Origin of the sequence: Clostridium sp. SHJSY1, assembly GCF_031626875.1 — a bacterium.
Lineage (GTDB): Bacteria > Bacillota > Clostridia > Clostridiales > Clostridiaceae > Clostridium.
In genome coordinates this window covers 1-11,885 of record NZ_JANDMF010000037.1, presented here as the reverse complement: position 1 = coordinate 11,885, position 11,885 = coordinate 1, and the positions used below count along the sequence as shown (strand labels likewise).

The 11,885-nt window shown below is 30.1% G+C and carries 12 protein-coding genes and 1 riboswitch; all 12 genes read left to right on the top strand.

The window, feature by feature from the left end:
• Positions 1 to 13: 13 nt before the first annotated feature.
• The gene (gene ilvC, locus NNC19_RS16005) at positions 14 to 1,015 is read left to right on the top strand and encodes a ketol-acid reductoisomerase (protein WP_310939675.1); all 1,002 of its coding nucleotides are present in this window, start codon (positions 14 to 16) and stop codon (positions 1,013 to 1,015) included.
• Positions 1,016 to 1,199: 184 nt separating this feature from the next.
• Positions 1,200 to 1,652 carry a MarR family transcriptional regulator gene (locus NNC19_RS16000; RefSeq protein WP_310939674.1) on the top strand — a complete coding sequence of 151 codons (453 nt, stop codon included), beginning with the start codon at positions 1,200 to 1,202 and terminating at the stop codon, positions 1,650 to 1,652.
• A gap of 22 nt (positions 1,653 to 1,674) precedes the next feature.
• Positions 1,675 to 3,906 carry an ABC transporter ATP-binding protein gene (locus NNC19_RS15995; protein ID WP_310939673.1) on the top strand — a complete coding sequence of 744 codons (2,232 nt, stop codon included), beginning with the start codon at positions 1,675 to 1,677 and terminating at the stop codon, positions 3,904 to 3,906.
• A complete protein-coding gene (locus NNC19_RS15990) occupies positions 3,899 to 5,761 on the top strand; it encodes an ABC transporter ATP-binding protein (protein WP_396136446.1) in 1,863 nt (620 codons plus the stop codon). The genes NNC19_RS15995 and NNC19_RS15990 overlap by 8 nt, the downstream gene beginning before the upstream one ends.
• 1 nt (position 5,762) lies before the next feature.
• The gene (locus NNC19_RS15985) at positions 5,763 to 6,008 is read left to right on the top strand and encodes a GIY-YIG nuclease family protein (RefSeq protein WP_310939672.1); all 246 of its coding nucleotides are present in this window, start codon (positions 5,763 to 5,765) and stop codon (positions 6,006 to 6,008) included.
• A gap of 56 nt (positions 6,009 to 6,064) precedes the next feature.
• A riboswitch (SAM riboswitch) is annotated at positions 6,065 to 6,166 on the top strand.
• 101 nt (positions 6,167 to 6,267) lie between these two features.
• Positions 6,268 to 7,413, top strand: coding sequence for a PLP-dependent aspartate aminotransferase family protein (locus NNC19_RS15980; protein ID WP_310939671.1), 1,146 nt, complete (start codon positions 6,268 to 6,270; stop codon positions 7,411 to 7,413).
• Between the two features lie 2 nt (positions 7,414 to 7,415).
• Positions 7,416 to 8,549 (top strand): aminotransferase class V-fold PLP-dependent enzyme, encoded by a 1,134-nt coding sequence (locus tag NNC19_RS15975; protein WP_310939670.1) that lies wholly within the window; start codon positions 7,416 to 7,418, stop codon positions 8,547 to 8,549.
• Between the two features lie 205 nt (positions 8,550 to 8,754).
• Complete coding sequence (locus tag NNC19_RS15970) at positions 8,755 to 9,300, top strand: glutathione peroxidase (protein ID WP_310939669.1); 546 nt, start codon at positions 8,755 to 8,757, stop codon at positions 9,298 to 9,300.
• Positions 9,301 to 9,413: 113 nt separating this feature from the next.
• A complete protein-coding gene (locus tag NNC19_RS15965; RefSeq protein ID WP_310939668.1) occupies positions 9,414 to 10,277 on the top strand; it encodes an NAD(P)/FAD-dependent oxidoreductase in 864 nt (287 codons plus the stop codon).
• Between the two features lie 26 nt (positions 10,278 to 10,303).
• Complete coding sequence (gene trxA, locus NNC19_RS15960; protein WP_310939667.1) at positions 10,304 to 10,615, top strand: thioredoxin; 312 nt, start codon at positions 10,304 to 10,306, stop codon at positions 10,613 to 10,615.
• Positions 10,616 to 10,675: 60 nt separating this feature from the next.
• On the top strand, positions 10,676 to 11,155 hold the full coding sequence (locus tag NNC19_RS15955) for a glutathione peroxidase (protein WP_310939666.1): 480 nt from the start codon (positions 10,676 to 10,678) through the stop codon (positions 11,153 to 11,155).
• Between the two features lie 161 nt (positions 11,156 to 11,316).
• Complete coding sequence (locus tag NNC19_RS15950; protein ID WP_310939665.1) at positions 11,317 to 11,748, top strand: MarR family transcriptional regulator; 432 nt, start codon at positions 11,317 to 11,319, stop codon at positions 11,746 to 11,748.
• Positions 11,749 to 11,885: the final 137 nt, after the last annotated feature.

Sequence of the window (11,885 nt, the reverse complement as noted above, 5' to 3'; positions counted from 1 at the left end):
GGAGGAAAAGAAAATGGTAAAAATGTATTATGAAAAGGACACAAATTTGGATTATTTAAAAGGAAAGAAGGTTGCTATAATTGGTTATGGTAGTCAAGGGCATGCACATGCATTAAATTTACATGATAGTGGAATAGATGTTGTTGTTGGTCTATACAATGGAAGTAAGTCTTGGGAAGTTGCTGAGAATGATGGATTAAAAGTTGCAACAGTTCCAGATGCAGTTAAGGAAGCGGATATTACAATGCTTCTTGTACCAGATGAAAAGCAAGCAGCAATATATAAGGAACAAATAGCACCATATTTAGAAGCAGGAAATGCATTAGTATTTGCACATGGATTTAATATTAATTTTTGTCAAATAGTTCCGCCTGCAGATGTAGATGTATTTATGGTTGCACCAAAGGGACCAGGACATATGGTTAGAAGAACATATACAGAAGGATCAGGAGTTCCATGTTTAATAGCCGTTCATCAAGATGCAACAGGAAATGCTAAAGATTTAGCTTTAGCTTATGCTAATGGAGTTGGAGGTGCTAGATCAGGAGTACTTGAAACTACTTTCAAGGATGAAACAGAAACTGATTTATTTGGAGAACAAGCAGTTCTTTGTGGAGGTGTTACAGCATTAATAAAGGCTGGTTTTGAAACTCTAGTTGAAGCTGGGTATGCTCCAGAAAATGCTTATTTTGAATGTATGCATGAAATGAAGTTAATTGTAGACTTAATGTATCAAGGAGGAATGGCTACAATGAGATATTCAATTTCTGATACAGCAGAGTATGGTGATTATATGATAGGTGATAGAATAATTACTGAAGAAACTAAGAAGGAAATGAAAAAAGTTCTTACTGAAATTCAAGATGGTACATTTGCTAGAAACTGGCTAATGGAGAATAAGGTTGGTAGACCAAACTTCCTTGCAAAGAGAAGAATGGAAGCAGAACATCCAATAGAAAAAGTTGGTGCTGAATTAAGAGGCATGATGAGTTGGATAGATAAAAAGTTAGACTAATATAAAAGTCCTGCAATTTGCAGGACTTTTTTTTATGAGGTGAATTGTTTAGCTTAACTAACTAAAATCGTTTACTGAAGAATGGAATGTGAAGAAAAAGTGAAGTTTTTAATAAAAAAGTTGCAAATTTATATAGGAATGATTATTATATTAGTTAGTTAGCTAAATAAATTTGGAGGTGAAGATGATTTTGACTACTGAAGAATCAGTACAAGATGTTTTCTTTAAAGCAGTGAGATTAGCTTTTGCTAGAAGTCATGTTTTACTAGGGGAGAAAGGTATTCATCCAGGTCAACAACATCTATTAATTAGATTGTTTAAGAAAAATGGGCAAAGTCAGAAAGATCTTGCTAAAAACATGAGTGTAAAACCAGCAACAATAACTGTTATGCTTACTAGAATGGAGAAGAGTGGGCTTATAGAGAGAAAAAAAGATGAAAATGACCAGAGAGTTACTAGAATTTTCATAACGGAAAAAGGTCAAGAGGTATGTAAAGAAGCAAAAAAGATTGCTAAACAAGTTGAGGAAGAATGTTTTGAAAATTTTACTATTGAAGAAAAAGTAGTATTTAGAAGATTGCTAATACAAATAAGAGACAATCTAACTAAGGATTGCCCTAATATTAAGTGTGAGTAAAAGATGGGGGATGTAAAAATATATGTTGAAAATGATAAAGTATATGAAAAAGTCAGCATTATCAGTTATAGCAATAATAGCATTATTGGTATTACAAGCCGTATGTGATCTTGCATTACCAGATTATACATCAAACATAGTTAATGTAGGTATACAACAACATGGAATTGAAAATTCTGTACCAGAAGTAATATCTAAAAGCGATTTAGATAATCTACTTACATTCATGAATGATGAAGATAAAGATGAGGTTTTAGACAATTATAATTACTTAGATAAAGCTTCACAAGCTACAAAGAAAGATGTTTCAGGAGATGAACCTGCATATGAGTTAAAGACTCAAAATGAGGATACTATAAATAAACTAAATAATATATTTAGTAAACCAATGTTAGTTGTTTCTGTTTTAACTAAAGATAGTGAAGAGACAGCTTCAATGAAAGAACAAATGATAGCTAATTTTCCACCACAGATGGTAGCAGCAGCAAATGGAGATGTTTTAAAGATTTTTTCAATGCTACCAAAAGATCAGATGGGAAAAGTTAGAGATGAAATTAATAATAAGTTTCAGGATATGCCAGATACAATAATAAGTCAAGGTGCAGTGTCTTATGTAAAAGACATTTATGATGATTTAGGAATAGATACAGATGGTATTCAAAAGAAATATATTATTATTGCAGGTGCTCAAATGCTTGGAATAGCACTTATAAGTATGATTGCAACAGTTGCAGTTGGTTTCTTAGGAGCTAGAGTAGCAGCTAAACTTGGAAGAGATCTTAGAAGTAAGGTATTTAGAAAAGTTGTTAATTTTTCAAATACAGAACTGGATAAGTTCTCAACAGCATCATTAATTACACGTAGTACTAATGATATTCAGCAAATTCAATTATTGATGGTAATGATTCTTAGAATAGTCTTTTATGCACCAATACTTGGACTTGGTGGAGTGATAAAAGTATTAAATACAAATACATCAATGGCATGGATTATAGGAGTGGCGGTATTAGTTCTTTTAGCAGTAATATTATTGTTATTTGCAATTGTAATGCCTAAGTTTAAAGCAGTACAAAAACTTGTGGATAAATTAAACTTAGTTACTCGTGAAATTTTAACAGGTATATTAGTAATTCGTGCTTTCAATACAGAGAAACATGAAGAAGAAAGATTTGATGAAGCTAATAAAAATTTAACTAAAACAAATTTATTTGTAACAAGAACAATGTCACTTATGATGCCAGTTATGATGCTTATAATGAATGCTATCACAGTACTTATAGTATGGAATGGATCACATAGTGTTAATGATGGAACTATGCAGGTTGGGGATATGATGGCATTTATAACTTATACTATGCAAATCATAATGTCATTCTTAATGATATCTATGGTGTCTATAATGCTTCCTAGAGCTTCTGTATCAGCTGGGCGTATAGAAGAAGTATTGCAAACTGACTTCATTATAAAAGATCCTAAAGAAAAGAAGGCATTTGATTTAACTAAAAAAGGTATAGTTGAATTTAAAAATGTTAGTTTTAGATATCCAAATGCAGATGAGGATGTAATAGAAAATATATCATTTACAGCGAAACCAGGGCAAACTACTGCTTTTATAGGTAGTACTGGTAGTGGTAAATCAACTTTAATAAATTTGATACCTAGATTTTATGATGTAACTAATGGTGAGATATTAATAGAGGGAATTAATATTAAAGATGTACCTCAAAAAGAATTAAGAGAAAAAATTGGATATGTTCCACAAAAGGGAGTATTGTTTTCAGGAACAATAGAGTCTAACTTAAAATATGGTAAGAAAGATGCAACTGCAAGTGAAATTGAAAAGGCAGCTGCAATAGCTCAAGCAACTGAATTTATTACATCAAAACCAGAAGCATTTGAAACAGAAATTTCACAAGGGGGAACAAATGTATCTGGAGGACAAAAGCAAAGACTATCTATAGCAAGAGCCATAGCAAAAGATCCAGAAATATATATATTTGATGATAGTTTCTCAGCACTTGATTTTAAAACTGATGCAACATTAAGAAAAGCATTAAAAAATGAAACTTCAAATAGCACAGTATTTATAGTAGCACAGAGAATAAGTACAATTTTAAATGCAGAGCAAATTATAGTTTTAGATGAAGGTAAGGTAGTAGGAATAGGAAATCATAAAGAGCTTCTAAATAATTGTGAAGTATATAAGCAAATAGCTTTATCACAGCTTTCAAAGGAGGAGCTAGAAAATGAGTAATAGTGAAAAAAATAATAGAAGAAAAGGTCCTATGGGTATGGGTAGAGGCCCAATGGGAGGAAATGTAGAAAAAGCAAAGAACTTTAAAGAAACTATGAAAAATCTTATGACTTACCTTAAGCCATATACATTGTCAATAATAATAGTTGTTATATTTGCAGTAGGTAGTACAATATTTACTATAGTTGGACCAAAGATATTAGGAAATGCAACAACAGAAATATTCAATGGACTAGTATCAAAAACAACTGGAGCTGAAGGTGCTGGTATTGATTTTGATAAAATAGGAAAAATACTGCTAAACTTATTAGGTTTATACTTAGTTAGTGCATTATTATCTTTTATACAAGGATTTATAATGAGTGGAGTTACACAAAAGGTTTCATTTAATCTAAGAAAAGAACTTGCAGAAAAGATAAATAGAATGCCACTTAAGTATTTTGATACAAGAACTCATGGTGAAGTTTTATCAAGAGTTACAAATGATATAGATACAGTGAGTCAAAATTTAAATCAAAGTATGACTCAAATGATTACATCAGTTGCTATGATTATTGGTGTATTAGGAATGATGCTATCAATAAGTATACCTATGACTATTGCTGCATTGTTGATATTACCTATTTCAATGGGGTTAATAGGTGCCGTTGTTAAAAAGTCTCAAAAATACTTTAAGTCTCAACAAGAATATTTAGGACATGTAAATGGTCAAGTTGAAGAAGTATATGGTGGACATAATATAGTTAAAGCTTTTAATGGTGAAGAAGAAGCAGTAAAGGAATTTGATAAATACAATAATACATTGTATGATTCAGCTTGGAAGTCACAATTCTTATCAGGAATGATGATGCCTATTATGACATTTGTAGGTAATATTGGGTATGTTATGATATCAATACTTGGTGGATGGCTTGCAGTTAAAAAGGCTATTGAAGTTGGCGATATATTATCATTTGTTCAATATGTAAGAAGTTTTACTCAACCTATAGCCCAAGTAGCTCAAATTGCTAACTTAATGCAATCAACAGCAGCTGCTGCTGAAAGAGTTTTTGAATTTATAGCTGAAGATGAAGAAGAACAAACTGTTCCAAATCCAGTTTCACCAAATGGACTAGAAGGTAGAGTTGATTTTAAAGATGTTCACTTTGGATACAATCCAGAAAAGACAATAATAAATGATTTTACAGCTAATATTAAACCAGGGCAAAAAGTTGCAATAGTTGGGCCTACAGGTGCAGGAAAAACTACAATAGTTAAGCTTTTAATGAGATTCTATGATATAAACAGTGGGGATATATTAATAGATGGACACAGTATAAGAGATTTTAACCGTGGAGAATTAAGAGAACTATTTGGAATGGTGCTTCAGGATACTTGGTTATTTAATGGAAGTATTAGAGAAAATATAAGATATGGTAAATTAAATTCAACAGATGAAGAAGTTATAGAAGCAGCTAAGGCGGCCCATGTTCATCATTTTGTAAAAACATTACCTGATGGATATGATATGGAATTAAATGAAGAAGCTAGTAATGTATCTCAGGGACAAAAACAATTGTTAACTATAGCTCGTGCAATACTTGCAGATCCTAAGATACTAATACTAGATGAAGCAACAAGTTCAGTAGATACAAGAACAGAAGTATTGATACAAAAGGCTATGGATAATCTAATGGCAGGAAGAACAAGTTTTGTAATAGCCCATAGATTATCAACTATTCGTGATGCTGATTTAATTCTAGTTATGAAAGATGGAGATATAATAGAGCAGGGAAATCATCAGGAGTTATTAGCTGCTGGAGGATTCTATTGTGATCTATATAATTCTCAATTTGAGAAAACAGAAATAGCTTAATATGAATTATGTTTACATCTTACTATGTGGAGATGGATCTTTATATACTGGATGGACAAATAATTTAGAGAAAAGATTTAAAGATCATTACAATGGTAAGGGGGCCAAGTATACTAGAGGCAGAGGCCCCCTAAAGATTGTCTATTTTGAAGTTTTTGAAAATAAAGTAGATGCAATGAAGCGAGAGTATGCTATTAAGAAGCTTAAAAGAGAAGAAAAAGATAATTTAATAAAAAAATTCAAATAACATGTTGACATTGATTAAGCAAGGTGTATAATTATATTAATTTAATAAATAAGTTTATCTTATTAAGAGTGGTGGAGGGACTGGCCCTTTGAAGCCCAGCAACCTGTAATTTTATTACGTGGTGCTAAATCCTGCAGGTTTATCCTGGCAGATAAGAGGAATCGATAGTCTCATTATGACTATGTATATTGACTAATTTCAGTCGCTTCTTATATAAAGAAGTGACTTTTTTTATTTTATTAAGAAAGAGGGGCTAATTATGACTTTAAAATTTCAAACAACAGCAGTAAGAGGCGCATCAGGTGGAGATAAACATACTGGGGCAATAAGTTTTCCAATTTATCAAAGTGCAACATTTAAACATCCTGGACTAAACGAAAGTACTGGATATGATTACTCTAGACTTCAAAATCCAACAGTAGAAGAATTAGAAAAGACTGTAGCTTTATTAGAAAATGGAAAACATGGATTAGCATTTTCAACAGGATTAGCAGCTATAAACTGTATCGTGCATCTTTTTAAAGCTGGTGATCATGTAGTTATTTCAGAAGATCTATATGGAGGGACATTTAGACTGTTTAATAATATATATAGGGAGCTTGGGATAGAATCAACATTTGTAGACACTAGAAATCTTGTAGCTGTAAAAGATGCAGTTAAAGAAAACACTAAAGGTATATTAATAGAAACTCCATCTAATCCGTCATTAAGAGTTACAGACATAAGAGGTATTAGTGAAATAGCTAAAGAAAATGATTTGATTTTTATTGTAGATAATACTTTTTTAACTCCATATTACCAAAAACCACTAGATCTTGGGGCAGATTTAATAATACACAGTGGAACAAAATATTTAGGTGGACACAATGATGTATTAGCTGGCTTAATAGTAGCAAAAAATGATAGATTTATTGAAAGATTAAGATATATTAATATGTCTACAGGAGCAACTTTAGGAGCTTTTGAAGCATGGTTAATTTTAAGAGGTATAAAAACCTTACATATACGATTAGATAGAGCTCAAGAAAATGCTATAACGATTGCAAAGTGGTTAAAGAATCAAGAAGAAATTTCAGATGTATATTATGTTGGATTAAAAGAACATGAAGGATATGAAATAAATAAATCACAAAGTACAGGATTTGGTACAACTTTATCTTTTAGGGTTAAAGATAAGGAACTAGTAGAGAAGATATTAGGAGGAGTAGAAGTTGTTTCTTTTGCAGAAAGTTTAGGAGGAGTAGATACGTTAATAACTTATCCATTTACACAAACTCATAGTGAAATACCAACTGATCTTAGAAAAAGGATTGGGGTAGATGAATGTTTATTAAGATTATCAGTTGGAATAGAAAATGTTGAAGATATATTAAATGATTTAAAGAAAGCAATTAAGGGGGAATAAATATGAGAATAGGAACAAAGTTAATACATTCAGAAGGTAGTATAGATACAAATACAGGGGCATTAAGCACACCAGTATATCAGACATCAACTTTTCATCAGTTTGATATAGATAACTTTGGAAAATATGATTATGCTAGATCAGGAAATCCAACTAGAGATGTTTTAGAAAATCTGATAGCAGAACTTGAGGGAGGAGATAAGGGGTTTGCATTTTCTTCTGGAATGGCAGCTATTTGTTCAGTATTAAGTATATTTTCTGCTGGAGATCATATTGTTATATGTGGTGATGTTTATGGAGGAACTTATAGGGCTGTAACAAAGCTATTTTCAAGATTTAATATAGAGCATACATTTGTTGATGCAAGTGATCTTAATGAAATAAAATCTGCTATAAAAGAAAATACTAAGTGCTTATATTTAGAGACACCATCTAATCCGTTGTTAAAGATAACAGATATTAAAGGAGCAGTTAAAATAGCTAAAGAAAAAGATATTATAGTAGTTGTTGACAATACCTTTATGTCTCCATTATTACAAAGACCTATAGAGCTTGGAGTAGATATTGTAGTTCATAGTGCTACTAAGTTCCTTGGAGGGCATAGTGATGTTATAGCTGGATTAGTTGTTACAAAGAATAAAGAATTAAGCAAAGAAGTCAAGCAAATTCAAAATACATTTGGAGCAGTTTTAGGGCCACAGGATTGTTGGTTACTTATTAGAGGGATAAAGACATTAAAAGTTAGAGTATTAGAATGTCAAAGAAATGCAGAAATATTGGTTGATTGGCTAAAGAATAGGACTGAAATTGAAATTGTGTATTATCCTGGGCTTGAAGGACATCCTGGAAGAGAACTTCATTTATCTCAATCTTATGGTGGAGGAGCAGTATTATCATTTAAATTTAAAAGTTTAGAAAAAACAAAAGATTTCCTAAATAATGTAGAGAATGTTGGAGTTGCAGTGAGTCTTGGTGGAGTTGAAACTATAGTATCATATCCAGTTAAAATGAGCCATGCTGCGATTCCAAGGGAAGAGAGAGAAAAACTTGGTGTAACAGATACTTTAATAAGAGTTTCAGCAGGACTTGAAGATATTGAGGATTTAATTCAAAGTTTTGAAAAAGCAATAAGTTAATATATTATATATAAAACATGGAGGTAATGCAATTTGTTTGTGCAAAATTCCATGTTTTTTATTTTAGAAAAAAATAATGTGTTTTTTTTATTAAAGATGTTGACAATAATAATAATAAAAGATAATATATACACATAATATAAATTGTACGCAATTAAATTTAAATAAATTGAATTTAAAGAAATTAAATTTAGGAGGAATAACAATGAGTTTTTATGATTTTTCAGCAAAGAAGATAGACGGGCAAGAGATTAGCATGGAGGAATACAAAGGAAAAGCAGTAATAGTAGTTAATACTGCTAGTAAGTGTGGATTTACAGGACAATATGAAGATTTAGAGAAATTATATAAGAAATACAATAATAGAGGTCTTGAAATATTAGGATTTCCTTGTAATCAATTTGCAGAACAAGAACCAGGAAGCAATCAAGATGTACAAAACTTTTGTAAGTTAAACTATGGAGTTACATTTCAATTATTTGAAAAAACAGATGTAAGAGGTGCTTCAGCACATCCATTATTTAAATTCTTGAGTGAAGAAGTTCCTTTCAAGGGATTTGATTTAAATCATCCAAGTGGAAATTTATTAAATGGTGTACTGCAAGAAAAATTTCCAGAATATTTAATAGGAAATTCTATTAAGTGGAACTTTACAAAATTTTTAATTGATAGAGAAGGAAATGTAGTTAGTAGATTTGAGCCTACAACAGAACCACAAGATATGAAATCAAAAATTGAAGAATTATTATAATTAGAATAAGTAGTTAATGCTTTTTCAAAAATTCAGATATTAAACAAATATATAAACACATTTTAGTTTTATTATGAATTTTTGAAAAGCATAATTGGTATATGGAGGATAAGATGAAAGATTTATATGATATAGCAATAATAGGTTCAGGACCAGCTGCTATTTCAGCAGCAATAAATGCTAAAATAAGAAATAAAAAATTTATTTTATTTGGACAAGAGGGATTTAGTGAAAAACTATCAGTAGCACCTAAGATACAAAACTATCTAGGTTTGCCTGATATAACAGGGAAAGAATTAGGAAACAGATTTAGAGAGCATAGTGAGCAAATGGGAGTAGAATTAACAAAAGAAAGAATAAATAATGTCTATGCCATGGGGAGTCATTTTGTCTTAATATCAGATGCAAAATCTTACAACGCTAAAAGTGTCATTATAGCAACTGGAGTTCAATATGGAAGAGCGATAAGGGGAGAAATGAACTACCTTGGAAAGGGTGTTGGATATTGTGCTACTTGTGATGCTCCTTTATATAAAGGAAAGGTTGTAACAATTATTGGATATAACAAAGAAGCAGAAGAGGATGCAAATTTTGTTAGTGAATTAGCTTCAAAAGTATATTATATACCTATGTATAAAGAGGAGCCAAAGATTAATTCAAGCATAGAAATAATAAGAGATATACCGTTAGAAATATTAGGTGATGGTACAAAAGCAAATGGAATTAAATTGAAAAATTTCGAAATAGAAAGCGATGGAATATTTGTGATGAAGGATAGTATTCCACCAGATCAATTAGTACCTGGACTATTAGTAGAAAATAACCATATAAAAACTGATAGGCTAATGCAAACCAATTTAGCAGGATGTTTTGCTGCAGGGGATTGTGTTGGGAAGCCATATCAATATCTTAAAGCTGCAGGAGAAGGACAAGTTGCAGCATTATCAGCAGTATCTTATTTAGATTCTATTAAATAATATATATGTTTAGGAGATGAGGCATTATGATTAAAGCTATATCACAAGAAAATTTTAATGAAGAAATAAAAGAAGGAATAGTAGCAGTTGATTTTTGGGCAACTTGGTGTGCACCATGTAAGATGCTAGGAACAGTGCTTGAAGAAGTTGCATCTGAGTTAGAAGGAAAAGTTAAGTTTGCTAAGGTGAATGTAGATGAAAACGCGAATATAACAAGTGAATATAAAATAACAAATATACCAACAGTATTAATATTTAAGAATAGTGAATTAGTAGATGAAATACATGGATTTAACACAAAAGTTACAATTACTGATTTAGTAAATAAATATTTATAATATTAAAATGATTGAGTGAAATTAAATTTTGATAAATATATAATAAGGAGAGTTATTGATATGAGTTTTTATGATTTTTCAGCAAAAAAAATAAATGGACAAGAAATTAGTATGAATGAATATAAAGGAAAGGTTTTACTAATAGTTAATACTGCTAGTAAGTGTGGTTTTACACCTCAATTTAAGGAATTAGAGGATTTATATGAAGAATATAAAAATCAAGGGTTTGAAATTTTAGGATTTCCATGTAATCAATTTATGAATCAAGATCCAGCAGATAATACTGAAATTAATTCATTTTGTCAATTAAATTATGGAGTAACATTTACTATGTTTGAGAAAATTGATGTAAATGGAAAGGATGCTCATCCAATATATAAATTTTTAAGAAGCCAAGAAAAAGGCCTACTTAGTGATAAGATAAAGTGGAATTTTACAAAGTTTTTAGTTGATTCAGAAGGAAATGTATTTAAAAGATATGCTCCAACAACATCACCAATTAGCATGAAAGAAGATATAGAAAAATTATTAAAAAAGTAGAAATGCAGCTGTTATTTAATTAGAAGATTCTAGCAATATAGAAATTGATGTTGACATATAAAACTTTAACATGTAATATAATTTTGTTTAATTAAATTATATCAAATTTATTTTTAATTAATATAATAGATATAAAATCTTATAGAATGTAGGTAAAAATTATGGATCAATATGATTTGTTAAAATTGGATAATCAATTATGTTTTAGATTATATGCAGCATCAAGAGAAGTAATAAAGGGATACAAACCTCTTCTTGATAAGTATAACTTAACTTATACACAATATATAACAATGCTTGTATTGTGGGAAGAAGAAAAAGCAACTGTTAAGGAGATTGGAAATAGGCTGCATTTAGATTCAGGAACATTAACACCATTGCTTAAAAAGTTAGAAAGTATGGAGTTAATAATAAGATATAGAGATAAAAATGATGATAGAGTAGTTATAGCTGAATTAACAGAAAAAGGATTAAAGTTAAAAGAAGAGATAGTAGAAGTACCAAGTAAGTTAATTTGTAATCTTAATATGACTAAAGAACAAATAGAAGAATTAGCTAAAAGTTTAGATATTTTATTAAAAGTTTTAGAATAGATAAAACATTAAGTAAATACAGTAAGTTTCTGTATTTACTTAATGTTTTTTTACTTTATTCTATAATAGTGCATTTTTACTTGAATAATTTTACAGTTGAATAGAAAAACAGATTCTTAGGCTATTTTTAATGACTC

Bases quoted from the DNA above. Each gene is read 5' to 3' on its own strand.
- ilvC (WP_310939675.1), top strand. From the start codon at position 14: ATGGTAAAAATGTATTATGAAAAGGACACAAATTTGGATTATTTAAAA.
- NNC19_RS16000 (WP_310939674.1), top strand. From the start codon at position 1,200: ATGATTTTGACTACTGAAGAATCAGTACAAGATGTTTTCTTTAAAGCA.
- NNC19_RS15995 (WP_310939673.1), top strand. From the start codon at position 1,675: ATGTTGAAAATGATAAAGTATATGAAAAAGTCAGCATTATCAGTTATA.
- NNC19_RS15990 (WP_396136446.1), top strand. From the start codon at position 3,899: ATGAGTAATAGTGAAAAAAATAATAGAAGAAAAGGTCCTATGGGTATG.
- NNC19_RS15985 (WP_310939672.1), top strand. From the start codon at position 5,763: ATGAATTATGTTTACATCTTACTATGTGGAGATGGATCTTTATATACT.
- NNC19_RS15980 (WP_310939671.1), top strand. From the start codon at position 6,268: ATGACTTTAAAATTTCAAACAACAGCAGTAAGAGGCGCATCAGGTGGA.
- NNC19_RS15975 (WP_310939670.1), top strand. From the start codon at position 7,416: ATGAGAATAGGAACAAAGTTAATACATTCAGAAGGTAGTATAGATACA.
- NNC19_RS15970 (WP_310939669.1), top strand. From the start codon at position 8,755: ATGAGTTTTTATGATTTTTCAGCAAAGAAGATAGACGGGCAAGAGATT.
- NNC19_RS15965 (WP_310939668.1), top strand. From the start codon at position 9,414: ATGAAAGATTTATATGATATAGCAATAATAGGTTCAGGACCAGCTGCT.
- trxA (WP_310939667.1), top strand. From the start codon at position 10,304: ATGATTAAAGCTATATCACAAGAAAATTTTAATGAAGAAATAAAAGAA.
- NNC19_RS15955 (WP_310939666.1), top strand. From the start codon at position 10,676: ATGAGTTTTTATGATTTTTCAGCAAAAAAAATAAATGGACAAGAAATT.
- NNC19_RS15950 (WP_310939665.1), top strand. From the start codon at position 11,317: ATGGATCAATATGATTTGTTAAAATTGGATAATCAATTATGTTTTAGA.